This window comes from Legionella pneumophila subsp. pneumophila str. Philadelphia 1, assembly GCF_000008485.1.
GTDB lineage: Bacteria > Pseudomonadota > Gammaproteobacteria > Legionellales > Legionellaceae > Legionella > Legionella pneumophila.
On the sequence record NC_002942.5, the window covers coordinates 2614368 to 2629195 of the forward strand.

Genomic DNA, 14828 nt, shown 5'->3' on the forward strand with positions numbered 1-14828 from the left:
CCACAGATGAAAACCTAAGCTAGCTTTATAATTAGAAGTATAGCAAGGATAAGGTGAATAGAATGAGAATAAAAATAATTCTTTGTGGGTTAATTCTAACAAACCTCACCTATGCCCAAGGCTGTATTGTTGGCGGTCAGGCCTCTCAACCCAGGTATGTCTGTTTTGATGGGCGAACGTTGGATCTAACTGAAACAGGCCTTGTATGGAATGCCAAACGGGGATGTTTTATCAGCTCAGTACCTTGCTGTAACTACAATGCCACTCATTATGCCTATCACCCAAATCCGGCCAAAATAGGCGGAGCCTATGCCCGTTGCAGGCACGACTATCCCTTTACTCTTGGCCAAATGCAAACTCATTAATGTTTAAACCAACAAAAATCGAAAATTCTTTTGAATTTCATTTAAATCAAACTGGTTCAAATACAGAGAGAAACTCATCCACGCACTTAATGCAGCCAAATCCTGGAAAGGAGGTGGAAGATACACTGGATCCGTTAAAATCTCGCGTTCTTTTAATTCACCTAGCAAAGGTAAATCATCCAAAACCAGCTTGCCGGTAAATAATAGTGGGATTGTGTCGACTCTTTTCTGCCCTATAGCAAAGCGTATGTAATTGTAAATTAATACAAATCCCTTGGCATAGGATAAATCCTTGGTAAATGGGCCACCTGTCGGTGTGCTGCCTCTAAATATACGTACGGACTGGTTATAGCTGTCTTCTTCTGACAATCCGCACTCCAGGAAATAGCGATAAATATCAATAAAATCTGCCCCTTGAGTCACCTTATCCAAGGCAATCACCCGGTTTGTAATTTTCAACATCCGACCTGGATAAGAAGAAAATGTCACGACTTCAGTAATAACTGCCAAGCCCTCCTGAATCACGCTGCTGGAAGGAGAACCTTTTGACAGGAAAAAGCAATTCGGTTGCAAGGCTCCATTGAGAGTCGTTCCCACATGAACCCAGCCCTCATGAACTTCCAAATAGCGTAAATCTCTATCGCTAAACATAGCGTTCTGACTTAATTTGATGCTGTCAGCTCCAGCAGAAGCGTCAGCAATCATATCATCGCTGACCATAACACTCACTCGGCCAGGATGCTTGTCAAAAAACTTTCCTAATCGCTCCTGTAAAATTTCCTGAGCCTGTATCGGAGTGTAGCGCTTGATATCAGCTTGAGATTGCAATTGGACCTGGAGACTCTTTAATACATCAAATAGCAGGGAACCCATTTCACACATACGCGGTCCACCCACATAAAACACATCGTCCGGGCTACCATATAATTCCATAGCCATTTCGCTAAATGAAGGGGTACCCCGCAAAGATAACATCTGGGCTGCGCGGCTATACTCTTCGCATTGACGTCTGATTAGGCGAGTTACTGTGGAGTATTGCCCTAATTGATTCTGTGCGTCACGCAAAATAATACGAAACTCTTCCTGCTTGTCTTTGACTTTAAAAGGCAGTGGCTTACCGTCATAATAAGCCTTATCAATAGAAGGAAGTTTTTTTCCCTTGAACTTAAAAAATTCCTGCTTTACTGATTCATCCCATTTGATGCTATCAAGAATCCTGATTTGACGCTGCGCCTCCACGATACGCTGAGACAACTCCTGTATTATTGACAACTCTCCTGATTCTGATGGCGACATGATGAATCCTTATGAAGTTGTGATATCTTCCACCGGAGGCGCTATACTCACCCGCGCATCCTGAGTTTGTTGAGGTAAATCATAAAAATTACTAATATTAGCACTAGTCAATGGAGGTGGTACTACCAAAGCTTCGCCATTACGGCTCTGTAAATATAAATTTTCTCCATTACTGGCATAACGAGAATTACATGCTGTTAGTACCAGTGCTGCCAAGACTATAAAACTCAATTTTTTCACAACAAAACCCTCAGTTATATCAACTCTAAATTCTTCAACACCTTTTCCAAAGCCTGATGATGTTTTTCAGACAACTCCGTCATCGGTAATCTTAATTCCCCTCCAATTAATCCCATTTTGTTCATAGCCCATTTTACCGGGATTGGATTCGACTCCACGAACAAAAGTTCATGTAAAGGCATTAATTGCTCTTGAATACGCAAACATCCTGCTTGATCATCATCCATTGCCAAATCACACATTTTTGCCATCAATTTAGCAGCCACATTAGCCGTGACTGAAATAACACCTTTAGCCCCGGCCAACAACCATTGGGCAGCTGTCAAATCATCGCCACTGTAAACATCAATGCTCCCTTCGCATAACCGTAAAATCTGCTGTAAACGAGTCATCTGTCCGGTTGCTTCCTTTATTCCTATTATATTCGAAATTTTAGCCAGTCTTGCTACCGTTTCAGGTAACATATCACAGGCTGTTCTTCCGGGAACATTATATAAAATAATCGGAATCGCTACGGATTGGGCAATATGACTGTAGTGCAAATACAATCCTTCTTGAGTAGGCTTGATATAGGCTGGTGTCATGATTAAAGCAGCATGCGCCCCATATTCCATAGCTTGCTGGGTTAGTTCAATACAATCCTTGGTCGCATTCATAGCAGTACCTGCAATCACAGGCACTCTTTCTTTTGCTTGTTCAATGACTGTTTTGATGACCAAAAGTTTTTCGCTATGTGATAAAGTACCAGCCTCACCAGTCGTGCCAGCTGCGACCAAGGCATGAGTTCCCTTAGCTATATGAAATTCAACCAGTTCTCGCAAATGATGAACATCGACGCTATCATTTCGCATGGGGGTTACCAAGGCTACTATACTTCCACTGAACATGTTGCCCTCAAAAATTAATGATCCATGATCGTATATTACTGGAAAACAGACACCCGAGTAAATTTTTATATAACACTTTAGTCAACTGGAATCTCTATCAGCAATTATTATCTTCAATCCCAAATACATATTTGTTTAAATTTTTTACATATTTAGCTTATTTTGTACTATTCTTGATATGAAGACAACAACTTACAAAAGGAAGTTTACTATGAAAAAGATTATACCAACGTTGTTTTTCATAGGGATATCAACCACTACGATGGTAGGTTGCACAAATACTCAAGTTGGAACAGCAGTTGGAGCAGCTGCAGGCGCTGGTATTGGCTATGGAGTTTCAGGAGGATCAGCACTGGGAACTGCAATTGGAGCAGGGGCTGGTGCATTGGTAGGCGGTGCCATCGGTCAAGAGCAAGACAGACGTGAGTATTATTACTACAGTGGCTACCCCTATTATTATTAATTCTGACTAGTCGACTAAATATATTCCTTAATCATTTTAGCGATCATAAGAACCTGGTCTTTTCAAGATAGAGAAAGGGCCAGGATAATTCTTGATTTGGGTAAAACCAAAACTCTTGGTGAAATGATACAGAAAAGAAGCAATTACCTCCCTTAAAGACAACTCTCTAAAAAACTTAAACAATTCATCAAAGATTTTTGTTAGCAAATAATAAGGCATTATTAAAAATCCATTGCTATAATCAATTCATGGAAAACAATGACAAGGATAGTAAAAGATGAAACTGAAGAATAAAGTCGCTATTGTTACAGGAGCAGCAAGCGGAATTGGTAAAGAAATTGCGCTTGTTTATGCTAAAGAAGGGGCAAAGGTAGCAATCGCTGATCTGAATCTTGATCAGGCAAGCCATGTAGCAGAGGAAATCAAATCATCAGGCGGACAAGCAATGGCCGTTGCCATGAATGTAACTGATGAAGCACAAGTCAATCAGGGCGTGGATAAAGTAGCCGATCACTTTGGAGGGGTTGATGTTTTAGTCAGCAATGCCGGTATTCAAATCATCGAATCAGTGGATAAATTAGCCTTTTCAGACTGGAAAAGAATGCTTGCCATTCATTTGGATGGTGCCTTTTTAACTACTAAAGCTTGCTTGAAATACATGTATGCCTCAGGCAATGGCGGCAGTATTATTTATATGGGCTCGGTCCATTCCAAAGAAGCTTCTGTACTCAAAGCACCTTATGTTACTGCCAAACATGGTCTATTGGGTTTATGCAAAGTAGTTGCCAAGGAAGGTGGAACTCATAAGGTAAGAGCCAATGTCATTTGCCCGGGGTTTGTCCGTACTCCTCTCGTTGACAAACAAATTCCAGAGCAAGCAAAAGAATTAGGCATCAGTGAAGAAGATGTCATCAAGAAAGTGATGCTAAAAGAAACAGTTGACGGGGAATTCACCACCACAGACGATGTAGCACAAACCGCTTTATTTTTTGCATCATTTGAATCGAATGCGCTTACAGGACAATCATTGGTAGTCAGTCATGGTTGGTTCATGGAGTAAACAACCATGACTCGAACTAAAAAATCTGCAAGACAGATTGAGTATCGCCATATTGCATGCAGCTTTCAGGGAGGAGGGGCTTTGGGTGCCTATCAAGCTGGAGTATTGCATGCTTTAAATGAAGTGGGATACCACCCTCATTGGTACGTGGGAACCTCAATTGGAGCAATTAATGCGGCGATTGCTGCAGGTAACTCTGACAAAGAGCGGATAGAAAAAATGTATCAATTTTGGGAGTCTATAGCTACTCCGTCCGCAGTCAATGAATCAACTCTCCTCGATGATAAGATAAGTCGGAAAATTCAACATTTAATTGCTGCTCATTCCGCTTTACTCTTGGGACAGCCAGGTTTTTTTGTACCTCGTTTCCCTTCCCCTGATTTTGGTTGGCATAACAGCCCTGATTTATTAAGTTACTATGATACTTCTCCTTTGCATAAAAGTTTGGAAAAATTTATTGATTTTGATCGTCTGAATAACAATAAATTAACCCGAATCAGTGTAGGAGCAGTTGAAGTAAGTAGTGGAATGATGACTTATTTTGATTCCTATAAACAAAAAATAGGACCTGAACACATTATGGCAAGCGGTGCGCTTCCTCCCGGCTTCCCGGCAGTTAAAGTTGATGGTAAATATTACTGGGATGGTGGCATATCAAGTAATTCACCAGTCAATTATATCCTGAATCATAATAATCAAAAGCAAATGCTTTGTTTTATGATTCATTTGTTTGATTCTTTTGGGATGGTTCCCACCTCAATGGATGAGGTATTAAAACGTAAAAAAGACATTGAATTTTCCAGTCGGTTTATAAAATTAATTAACCTTCACAAGGAAATTCATGATTTAAGAAACACAATTCACATTTTATCAAACCATATTTCTCCTGAGGAAAAATCAAAACCTGAAATAAGGGAATGTATTAAAAAGGGACGTCCTTCCGCTATTTCGCTGGTTCGATTTTTATATGAGCACGATGAAACGGAATTGTCTTCAAAAGATTATGAATTCTCCAAAAAATCTATTCATGAACGCATTCAAAAAGGTTATGATGATGGTAAAAATGCGATCAAAAAATCGCCTTGGAATCAATCAGTCCCAATGACTGAAGGTATAGCACTGTATGACATGTCTGCCAAAGACACTATGAAAAAATATCAAGACTAATTGGACACTAGATACTATAGGATAGGGATATGTTAATTATAGTAGGTTATATTGTAATACTACTCTGTGTATTTGGTGGATTCAGCCTGACAGGCGGCCATCTCGCCGCAATATTTCAGCCTGTTGAATTATTGATAATCGGAGGGGCCGCCATGGGTTCCTTTATCGTTGGTAATAATATTACCGTTTTAAAATCTGTTCTAAAATCTCTGCCTGCTACATTTCGCGGCCAAAAATCGGCAAAGCAAGCCTCCAATGATTTGTTAAGCCTTCTATACCATTTACTCAGTAAAGCAAGGCAACAAGGGTTAATGTCGCTCGAAAATGACATTGACGAGCCGGATAAAAGCCCAATTTTTACCGGTTATCCCAATTTAATGAGTAATCATCATTTAATAGAGTTTATTTGTGATTACCTGAGATTGATTATCACTTCCAACATGCAGCCTTTTCAATTGGAAAGCTTGATGGATATGGAGATCGAATCTCACCATGAAGAAGAAATGATCCCAGCCAATGCCATCACCAAACTGGCTGATGCCATGCCTGCTTTTGGTATCGTTGCAGCAGTATTAGGTGTTGTCCATACCATGGAATCCATCAGCTTACCTCCCTCTGAATTAGGTGTTTTAATCGCTCACGCGTTAGTGGGAACCTTTTTAGGTATTTTAATTGGCTATGGTTTTGTTGGGCCTATCGCTACTGCTATGGAACAAAATGCCAATCAAAATCAATTGATGCTGCAATGTATAAAAGTTACCATACTGGCAAGTTTGCACAATAACCCTCCTATTATTGCTACTGAATTTGGCCGTAAAGTATTATTTACATCGCAAAGACCTTCATTTAATCAATTAAATGATGAAATAAAAAATGCCAAAACCGCTCAGACAACAACTCAAAACTCTGAAGCAACAGAAGCTACATCCAGTTAGGTTACAGCCATGAGCGAAATAAACGACATCAGCGATCCGATCAACGACGATCTGGAAAAAAAGGACAAGCGGGAAAAAAAAGAAAAAACCACTCACTATACCCCTATCATCAGAAAAATTAAAAAAAATGATCATAAGCATCATGGAGGCTCTTGGAAAATTGCCTTTGCTGACTTTGTAACGGCCATGATGGCCTTCTTTCTACTCATGTGGTTAGTTGCTTCATTAAACAAAGCTCAAAAAGCGGGTATTGCCGAGTATTTTAAACAGCCAATGAAAGTGGCATTGTTTGGCGGGGAAAGCATGGGGAATAGAAAAGCAACGATTAAAGGAGGAGGCCCTAATATTGAAGACACAGATGGCCAGGTTTCTGCCACCAATAAACCTTTAATCAACGAAAGCATAGCAAAAGATAAAGAAATTGTTGAATCTCAAGCTAATGAAATAAAAAAACTTGAAGAGCTGAAATCAGAGATCAATTTAAGTATGGAAAAAGATCCATCGCTTGCTGGCCTAAAAAAACAACTCCTGATGGATGTTGTGTCTGATGGCTTGCGCATTCAACTGATAGACAATCAGAAAAAACCCATGTTTGATGTAGGCTCTGATAAAATCAATCCGGAAATTGAACCCATACTCGCTAACATCGCAAAACTACTCAATTCAGTGCCTAATAAAATCACTATTCAAGGCCACACCGATGCCAATCCTTATCATAATCCTGAAGAATTGGAATACACCAATTGGGAATTATCTGCACAAAGAGCGAATGCAGCAAGACGCGCATTGATAAAAGCTGGAATGGACGAAAATAAAGTTATGACAGTCACAGGTTATTCTTCCACTATTCTTCTCGATAAAAAAAATCCCTACAATCCTGAAAATCGGCGCATTAGCATCATTGTCATGAAAAAAGGGGCAGAAAACAAAATCAAGGTCAATAAATAATTTGGCATTCGACCAAGGCTAGCCCCGTTTTTGAGAGCTTTTCATTAAAATTAATACTATTTACTTTACAAATTAACATTCACAACATCAGAACTCATAATGCATTCGCCATCTTGATTAATCATAAGATAAATCCTGCTATCGCCATTTTTATACAAATGAAAAATAATTCGATAAATGGTTACCTCTCCCCCTTCAATCTGAACCGCTTTGGGCTTCATATCCGACATAAATGCATAATAATTACTTAAACCGAGCGGATGTAGTGTTTCGCTCCACTTGGTCGATTGCAACTGTCTTAAGTGAGCTAGTCCCATATTTCGCTCAAAGTTATAGTCATAATCAACAACGACCTTTGCATTATGCAGCAAAGCCGGGCATGAATTACTACGCTCTGTATTGGCAAGGGTAAAGAGAATGCTGGCATGGGATGGAAGTGAGTGAGAAGAATAGGCTGAATTCAATAAACTCCAAGCGATCATAAACAAAATGATTCGTTTCATAACTACTCCATTAATTAAACCTGGTTCGAGAAACATTCTTATTACAATACGAATTCATTTGCAACAATTTAAAAGAATAAGATCGGAATGAGCTTCATGAATTGTTAAGAAGGCAAGGCCATTTTCCTCGCTCCTTACCTTAAATTAATCTCTTGCTTTGTTCATTTCAGTTGGATATGATTTAGTTCGCAATTGTTGAAATATTGTCTTTGTAGTGTTAATATTGATCAACCTGCGAGGCGCTATTTTATTAGTTAGTATTAAAACGAGGATGTTTTTCATGTCATCAAATGAATCTGCAGCTATAGTATCTCCGATAGTCAACCAAAAACTATCACAATGGAAAAAACAAGATACGATTTGGATGTTAAGCCTCTATGGCACAGCAATTGGTGCCGGAACTCTTTTCCTTCCTATAGATGCTGGTCTTAATGGCATTTTGCCTTTAATCATTATGACAATTCTGGCCTTCCCCATGACTTATTATTCTCATAGGGCTTTATGTCGTTTTGTCCTTTCAGGCTCGTCCTCACACAATGACATCACCGATGTTGTAGAAGAACACTTTGGCTCATTTGCGGGTAAGATGCTAACTATCCTGTACTTTTTTGCGATTTATCCAATTTTGCTTATGTACAGTGTCGCAATAACTAATACCACGGAAAGTTTCCTGATTAATCAAATGGGAATTACCCCTCCGCCACGGGCTCTTTTAGCAATCATATTAATTCTTGGGTTAATGGGTATCGTGCGTTTAGGACAAGAAATTATTGTCAAATCGATGTCGGTATTGGTATATCCTTTTGCCACTATTCTATTTCTGCTTTCGCTTTATTTAATTCCAAATTGGAATAACGCTATTTTTATCCAAAGCAATTCCTTACATGCCAATGGAGGGCATGGACTATTAATGACTTTATGGTTAATTATTCCAGTGATGGTGTTCTCCTTTAACCATTCTCCTATCATTTCATCTTTTGCTGTGAATCAAAAGCAGCAATATGGTAGCCAAGCTGACGAGAAAAGCTCATTAATTATGAAATACAGTCACTTGATGATGGTTTTCTCTGTGATGTTTTTTGTATTTAGCTGTGTGTTGAGCCTGTCACCTCAAGATCTTTTGCAAGCAAAGCAACAAAATATTTCCATTTTGTCTTATCTGGCGAATCATTTTAATACCCCTATTATGGCCTATATTGCACCGGTTATTGCATTCATAGCCATTTCAAAATCTTTTCTGGGACATTATTTAGGTGCCAAGGAAGGTTTAAGTGGAATTATTGTTAAATCATTAAAATCAACAACAGGCAAAACAATTAATAAGAATTCCCTGCACAGAATCATTGAAATCTTTATGATTCTGACTTGTTGGGTTGTTGCTACAATTAATCCTAATATTTTAAAAATGATTGAAACATTAGGAGGTCCCATCATAGCTGTCTTATTATTTATCATGCCAATGTATGCCATTGCTAAAGTGCCAGCCATGAAAAAATACAACAATCAAATCAGTAACGTATTTGTTACCGTCATGGGCATTATTTCTATCTCAGCCATCATTTATGGCTTAATTTAACAATTAATCTGCTAATTGCATATATTTATTAAGGCGTATATTACGCCTTAATAATATTGCTAAACATTGGTATTTTTCTCAATAGAATGAACTTAGATTTTATTCTTTGATAGTGATATATCCAAAAAGACATTATCCAAAGTACTGCTGTCTCTGGAATCAAATAATGAAAGTCTCTTTAAATCTTTAGTATCCAAACGCGCCAGCTCTTTATCAATCATATAATCAATTTCGCCTTGCGTTGTAGACCAGCCATAAAGTCCTCTGATTTGACGTACAATCCATAGCCGACTTCTTAATTGACGTATATACATTAAAGCCGCATTTTCTGATTTTGTTCCCTTACCATCCACTTCCTTTTTTAATTTTAACAGTATTCCTCTTAAACTGAGATTATCTTGATTAGCCTTTATAAATTCAGAAATGCATTCAACTGCCAACATCTTTTTGAATTTCAAACAATACTGATGATCTTCACCAATGTCCCTGAGTACTTCTTTCAGTTCATGATAAGTTTTAGCCTTTATGGCTTTGTTTAGATAAGGAGTATGAAATTGATAGGATCTGATGTTTTCAATTTTATCGAACTCTTCAAACTGTTTTGTCTGATTAGCTCCATTCGCCAATAAATGTTTCATGATAAAACGATAATCTTTACGCACATCCGCAGGATGAACTTTAGACTGCCCTGCCATCTGTAAAGCGATATCCAAAGGAGTTTTTCCTGAGCTGTTTTTCGTGTTGATGAATTGCCCATACATGCCAATCGTTTCATCATAACGATAATCACCTGACTTAATTGCTATATGCAGCGGGGTATCCCCATCCTCAAAAAGACCGGAACAACAGAGGTTATGGCTATAATCTAACGATTGTCTAATTTCATTTTCAAAAGATTTTCTCTCTTCCTCTGGCAAGTTATTCAGGATTTCATGACATAATAAATCTCGCTCTTTTCCATTTTGGGAAAGAATAAAATCACGAAAATCTTTTAGAGAAAATAACATCGCCTTTAAACGCGCCTGTCTGGCTAACATCGCTTGAATTACCAGAGAAATATGTGCCCTGTCTGAAGAGTTATTCTCATCAAAGCAGGCCTTTAAGGTAGCTTCCATTTGAGATTGAGAGATTAAAATATGCTTGTAAAAAGACCGCCATTTTGCCTTGTTAAACTCTTCCACATGGGATAAATCCGCAAAAGCCTGAATTTCAGCATAGGTACGATAATCTTTATTATCCCATGGTTTATAAAAAATGCTGGTTTTGGTTGGCCAATAACCATTAGCAGAATATTTTAAATTAGGAAATTTTAACAAGTCTTCTTCTGTGATATCAAAAGCATCACATCCATCAAACAAATGGCAGAATCTTCTTGTTGTAAATGACATGATGCTGTCTACAAACATTAAATCATGATCAATTTTGAAAAAAACAACTCGTGGTTTTCCCTGTTTCTTCACCAAATAAAAACCAAAATTCCCTTTATGCAAATCGTCTTCTTCCAAAGTGTACGAAGTAGCCAATATACTTGCCAAAGAGGCATAATCTATGCTCAATTTATTATTTTTTTCTGCCGCCAGTAATTGATTAAAAAAACCTTGAGGCAACTTATCCAGGAAATAGAAAGGTATCTCATTCGAGCTGGTCACTCGCTTTTCAGTATAATCACATCCATTCCTTGGTGCATTCAAAGTATAAAATGGCTGCTTCAATCCTTCTTTATTTTCAATCACATAATTTAAATGCTCAACTATCAATCCCTGTACTTTATTTGCATCATTCACTACCATTTTTTGAAAGGAAGTTAATCCATTATCTAAAAATAATCGGGCTAACTGACTAAAAGCCACTTCCATGCGAGATAAGTTAGCGTTACCAAACTTGTTTTTCTTATAAATAACCCTGAAATTTTTTTCGGACGAATCAGAAGGATAATAAACCGCATCAAGATAAACTTCATGCCCTGAAAAAGAAGGGGCACCCAGATAAATATCTTTAAGATTATAAACTCTAGGCATGGACTGGAAGAAAAATTAACAAATTAGATTATAATTTTATCACAATGTTTCATTCAAAACAATGTTCAAAATTGATTCATAATGAATCAAACATTATCAATATCATCGGGTTGTATTTGTAAATTCTCATCTTGAATATTAAAGCTTTTTTCTTCGCCCAATCGAATTTGTAAACCCACATTGTTTTTTGAATCAGCATACTTAATCGCATTTTCTTTGGTAATTTTTCCTTCTTTATATAAATTAAATAAAGCCTGATCGAAAGTCTGCATGCCTTGTTCCGCGCTTCTTGCCATGACTTCTTTAATATCGTCTATCTTCCCTTTTTCAATCAAATCGGAAATGTAAGGAGAGTTAATCAAGATCTCCACCGCTGCGACACGTTGATTATCAACTCCTGGTATCAAACGTAATGAAATGATTGCTTTTAAATTAAGAGATAAATCTAATAATATCTGTTGTCTTGCCTCATCGGGGAAAAAATTAATCACTCTATCCAGAGCCTGATTGGCGTTATTGGCATGCAAAGTAGAAATGCACAAATGTCCTGTTTCAGCATAAGCTATCGCATGTTTCATTGAGTTAAGATCACGAATTTCACCAATTAATATCACATCAGGCGCTTCTCTCATCGCGTTTTTCAATGCATTGTCATAGCTTAGAGTATCAATACCTATCTCTCGTTGATCAACTATTGATTTTTTATGTTGATGTATATATTCAATAGGATCCTCTATTGTTAAAATATGCCCTCTGTGATTTTCATTACGGTGGTTGATCATCGCGGCCAGAGTCGTTGATTTACCCGATCCCGTGGACCCAACAACCAATACTAAACCACGCAGCTCCAAGACCAGAGACTTTAAAATTTGAGGAAGATTTAAATCTTCTATAGAAGGTATTTCGCCCTTGATGTAACGCACCACCATAGCCACTTCGCCACGTTGCCTGAATAAATTGATTCGGAAACGCCCTACTCCAGCTAATGAAAAAGCCATATTGAGTTCCATTTTAGACTCAAATTCTTTTTGCTGTGCGTCATTCATAATAGATAAAACAATTTCTGCCATTTGATTCGATTTGATAGGAACCTGGCCAATAGGTGATGTGATGCCCTCGATTTTAATATTTGGTGGTGCCCCGACACTGAAAAACAAATCTGAGGCACCTTTATCGACCATGAGCTTAAAAAAAGGAGTAATATCCATAGGTTAACTCAAAATATTATTATATTTTTAAGTTTAGTAGAGACTCCTGAATTTGCTAGGCTCTGCCTTGTGCTTATTTTCCTGATTGCTTAACTCAATAGAGGTACAGGGGCTTCTAATCGACTGTTCCTGTGCTCCAATTCCGCCTTACATGCTTCTAAAAACCCTTTTTTTGCAGTAAGAGCCTCTTCTGAAAACGTACTCATCCTGGACACCTCGGCATATAATTTACTCAAAAACTCAGCACATTCGAGATCAGAATGCTCCTCATGCAACTTCTCTATGCGTTGCTCGTATTTATTTTGATCAACTAATTGATTGGTAGGTGCACTTGCAGATAACATGCCTTGCAAATAAGGGGTATAAAAAGGAGACATGCTCAGGCGCTCAGCACCATCGTTCTTTCCTGGACTGCAATAGAATCTCTCCAGTGCCTGCTTATACTTTGACACCCTCTCCGCACCCAAAAACTGATCATAATGCACTACGCCCGCGGGGAAATTTTTTCCCAAATGATTTCTGGGAATAATATTCATCTCTTTTAAAAAAGACATGAATCCCTTCTCAAAATTTGTAATCCCAGGTGCTTCAGGATGAGTGACTACGTCTATCGCTAAAATACGCTCATCATCTGATGAAGTAAAACTGGTTGATAATCCTCCGTTAGTCCCCTTAAGATAACGAACATAAATCGCATAAGTAACAGGAAATTCCCCCATACTACCCGCTTCGTTCAACATGGCTTCCATTTTTTGTAAAATAAGTTCCAATTTTTGCCCTGCTTCGTCATCTTTGACTGGAATCAAATAACTCACATCCCTCATCTCCTTTGGAAAAGCCACCTGAGGATGTGTGATATGATTTTCATAATCTACTTTTGGTGATGTACCACGAGTACCTGTGACTACTGCTGCTGACAGTAACATAAAAGAAGGTAATAAATGCTTTAATCCTGAGTCCAGTAAGAAATCCATCACTGAGGCACCAATGCGAACCTGTAACTCTTGAGCAAAAGAGCGAACGTCCGGATCATAAGGGGCCTTTTCCTTTTTTCCTGGTTTGTCGGTAGTATAATTCCATTGACGAATTTGCCATTTGGAAACCAGTTTATCCGATTCAGGACAGCCGTAACTTGGCATTCCCATAATACTGATGTATTGATTATTCTTTAATATATCACTTAACCTGCCTGTCATTTCCCTGGTATTGGGAAATAATTCTATTGTTTCACATAAATTAAATGCCTTAACCGCTCGTAATTTCATGCTAACAACAATACCCAACAACCCGCTATGACCACCTGTCAAATCTTTGAAATCAGGATGATCAGAATTAATTTCACGCAGGTTGCCGTCCATATCACAAACTGTAACCGATTCAATTAGGCCACTGAAAGCCGGTTCATCACGCCCGGTACCATGTCCCGCTGTTCCAGCCAAGCCAACAGGGGTCACCCAGGAAATCATGCTAACAGTTGACAAGGATAACTGATGTTCTCGTAAAAAATCGGCAAAATCAGCCACCTGCATCCCTGCACTCACTTCCACCAAAGTCATGGGGAGTCTATGAATGGGATTGTCTGGATTAAAAACAGGGGGATTTTTTAATGGACCAATCACTTTTGCATGATGAAATTTTTTTGCAAAACGGATAATTACATCGGTACCTGCCGTATCAGGAGATGCTTTACCACCTACGACTTGAGAAAAAGAAAATCCTTCATTGTACTGACTCTCCTGGGCTTCGCTCCATGGAAAAAAGCAACAGCTTTTACCCGGTTTATCAGTCCATCCCGCAGTAGCTCTCACCGTCACTTTATCTTTGGGTTCCCTGTCAGAATTCAATTCCTTAATCGCCTTCATCACTGTCTGAACCTCTTTTTCATTTTTAACTTCCACGACAATCGCGGCTGGATTATTAACACTCTCCATGTAGTTAGACCAACCAACAGAATGAGAAATTTTGTTTTGATTCAGAATTTGAATGAACTTACTTTTTAACTCCGTAGGTAACGCCATAATTACTCCTTGTAATATTAGTCCTCAAACGGTTAAACATAAGTTTAATAGAGCAAACCGATGTACCATGAACAGTGCCTCTCGATCAGGTATACATAAAGACACTTCAAAAATACAATACAATACTTAATGAAAAACAATAAC

At 38.3% G+C, this 14828-nt stretch carries 14 protein-coding genes; 7 read left to right on the plus strand and 7 right to left on the minus strand.

The window, feature by feature from the left end; all coding sequences use genetic code 11:
- Window positions 1–62 precede the first annotated feature (62 nt).
- Complete coding sequence (locus LPG_RS11610; RefSeq protein WP_010948018.1) at window positions 63–365, plus strand: hypothetical protein; 303 nt, start codon at window positions 63–65, stop codon at window positions 363–365.
- A gap of 3 nt (window positions 366–368) precedes the next feature.
- On the opposite strand, the gene LPG_RS11615 is transcribed toward LPG_RS11610, so the two are convergent.
- Genes LPG_RS11615 through dapA form a run of 3 tightly spaced genes read right to left on the minus strand, consistent with a single transcriptional unit; the run spans window position 369 to window position 2788 of the window.
- Window positions 369–1661 carry a flavohemoglobin expression-modulating QEGLA motif protein gene (locus tag LPG_RS11615; protein WP_010948019.1) on the minus strand — a complete coding sequence of 431 codons (1293 nt, stop codon included), beginning with the start codon at window positions 1659–1661 and terminating at the stop codon, window positions 369–371.
- 9 nt (window positions 1662–1670) lie between these two features.
- Window positions 1671–1901, minus strand: coding sequence for a hypothetical protein (locus tag LPG_RS11620; protein WP_011216206.1), 231 nt, complete (start codon window positions 1899–1901; stop codon window positions 1671–1673).
- A gap of 14 nt (window positions 1902–1915) precedes the next feature.
- Window positions 1916–2788, minus strand: a complete 873-nt coding sequence (gene dapA / locus LPG_RS11625) for a 4-hydroxy-tetrahydrodipicolinate synthase (protein WP_010948020.1) — start codon at window positions 2786–2788, stop codon at window positions 1916–1918.
- Between the two features lie 211 nt (window positions 2789–2999).
- On the opposite strand from dapA, the gene LPG_RS11630 reads away from it, so the two are divergent.
- From LPG_RS11630 to motB, 5 genes are all read left to right on the plus strand, one after another.
- On the plus strand, window positions 3000–3251 hold the full coding sequence (locus LPG_RS11630; protein ID WP_016357005.1) for a glycine zipper domain-containing protein: 252 nt from the start codon (window positions 3000–3002) through the stop codon (window positions 3249–3251).
- 277 nt (window positions 3252–3528) lie between these two features.
- Window positions 3529–4311 (plus strand): 3-hydroxybutyrate dehydrogenase, encoded by a 783-nt coding sequence (locus LPG_RS11635; RefSeq protein WP_010948022.1) that lies wholly within the window; start codon window positions 3529–3531, stop codon window positions 4309–4311.
- A gap of 6 nt (window positions 4312–4317) precedes the next feature.
- Window positions 4318–5478, plus strand: coding sequence for a patatin-like phospholipase family protein (locus tag LPG_RS11640; protein WP_010948023.1), 1161 nt, complete (start codon window positions 4318–4320; stop codon window positions 5476–5478).
- 29 nt (window positions 5479–5507) lie between these two features.
- Entirely contained in the window at window positions 5508–6413 is a 906-nt protein-coding gene (gene motA / locus LPG_RS11645) for a flagellar motor stator protein MotA (protein WP_010948024.1), read from the plus strand.
- 9 nt (window positions 6414–6422) lie between these two features.
- The gene (gene motB, locus LPG_RS11650) at window positions 6423–7361 is read left to right on the plus strand and encodes a flagellar motor protein MotB (RefSeq protein ID WP_010948025.1); all 939 of its coding nucleotides are present in this window, start codon (window positions 6423–6425) and stop codon (window positions 7359–7361) included.
- Between the two features lie 65 nt (window positions 7362–7426).
- On the opposite strand, the gene LPG_RS11655 is transcribed toward motB, so the two are convergent.
- Window positions 7427–7864 (minus strand): hypothetical protein, encoded by a 438-nt coding sequence (locus LPG_RS11655; protein WP_015444141.1) that lies wholly within the window; start codon window positions 7862–7864, stop codon window positions 7427–7429.
- A 280-nt stretch (window positions 7865–8144) separates the two neighbouring features.
- Between LPG_RS11655 and LPG_RS11660 the strand changes: the two genes are divergently transcribed.
- Window positions 8145–9440 carry a serine/threonine transporter gene (locus LPG_RS11660; protein ID WP_014842281.1) on the plus strand — a complete coding sequence of 432 codons (1296 nt, stop codon included), beginning with the start codon at window positions 8145–8147 and terminating at the stop codon, window positions 9438–9440.
- Window positions 9441–9532: 92 nt separating this feature from the next.
- On the opposite strand, the gene ankK is transcribed toward LPG_RS11660, so the two are convergent.
- The 3 genes from ankK to LPG_RS11675 all read right to left on the minus strand — a co-directional run bounded on the left by ankK (window position 9533) and on the right by LPG_RS11675 (window position 14684).
- Window positions 9533–11458, minus strand: a complete 1926-nt coding sequence (ankK, locus tag LPG_RS11665; protein ID WP_010948028.1) for a Dot/Icm T4SS effector AnkK/LegA5 — start codon at window positions 11456–11458, stop codon at window positions 9533–9535.
- Between the two features lie 86 nt (window positions 11459–11544).
- Window positions 11545–12666: a PilT/PilU family type 4a pilus ATPase gene (locus tag LPG_RS11670; protein ID WP_010948029.1), complete on the minus strand. Its 1122-nt coding sequence runs from the start codon at window positions 12664–12666 to the stop codon at window positions 11545–11547.
- 89 nt (window positions 12667–12755) lie between these two features.
- The gene (locus tag LPG_RS11675) at window positions 12756–14684 is read right to left on the minus strand and encodes an FAD-binding oxidoreductase (protein WP_010948030.1); all 1929 of its coding nucleotides are present in this window, start codon (window positions 14682–14684) and stop codon (window positions 12756–12758) included.
- Window positions 14685–14828: the final 144 nt, after the last annotated feature.

What these genes read in the sequence shown, in the direction of transcription:
- LPG_RS11630 (WP_016357005.1), top strand. Translation starts at nt 3,000, where the DNA reads ATGAAAAAGATTATACCAACGTTGTTTTTCATAGGGATATCAACCACT.
- ankK (WP_010948028.1), bottom strand. Translation starts at nt 11,458, where the DNA reads ATGCCTAGAGTTTATAATCTTAAAGATATTTATCTGGGTGCCCCTTCT.
- LPG_RS11660 (WP_014842281.1), top strand. Translation starts at nt 8,145, where the DNA reads ATGTCATCAAATGAATCTGCAGCTATAGTATCTCCGATAGTCAACCAA.
- LPG_RS11675 (WP_010948030.1), bottom strand. Translation starts at nt 14,684, where the DNA reads ATGGCGTTACCTACGGAGTTAAAAAGTAAGTTCATTCAAATTCTGAAT.
- LPG_RS11635 (WP_010948022.1), top strand. Translation starts at nt 3,529, where the DNA reads ATGAAACTGAAGAATAAAGTCGCTATTGTTACAGGAGCAGCAAGCGGA.
- motB (WP_010948025.1), top strand. Translation starts at nt 6,423, where the DNA reads ATGAGCGAAATAAACGACATCAGCGATCCGATCAACGACGATCTGGAA.
- dapA (WP_010948020.1), bottom strand. Translation starts at nt 2,788, where the DNA reads ATGTTCAGTGGAAGTATAGTAGCCTTGGTAACCCCCATGCGAAATGAT.
- LPG_RS11670 (WP_010948029.1), bottom strand. Translation starts at nt 12,666, where the DNA reads ATGGATATTACTCCTTTTTTTAAGCTCATGGTCGATAAAGGTGCCTCA.
- LPG_RS11640 (WP_010948023.1), top strand. Translation starts at nt 4,318, where the DNA reads ATGACTCGAACTAAAAAATCTGCAAGACAGATTGAGTATCGCCATATT.
- motA (WP_010948024.1), top strand. Translation starts at nt 5,508, where the DNA reads ATGTTAATTATAGTAGGTTATATTGTAATACTACTCTGTGTATTTGGT.
- LPG_RS11615 (WP_010948019.1), bottom strand. Translation starts at nt 1,661, where the DNA reads ATGTCGCCATCAGAATCAGGAGAGTTGTCAATAATACAGGAGTTGTCT.
- LPG_RS11655 (WP_015444141.1), bottom strand. Translation starts at nt 7,864, where the DNA reads ATGAAACGAATCATTTTGTTTATGATCGCTTGGAGTTTATTGAATTCA.
- LPG_RS11610 (WP_010948018.1), top strand. Translation starts at nt 63, where the DNA reads ATGAGAATAAAAATAATTCTTTGTGGGTTAATTCTAACAAACCTCACC.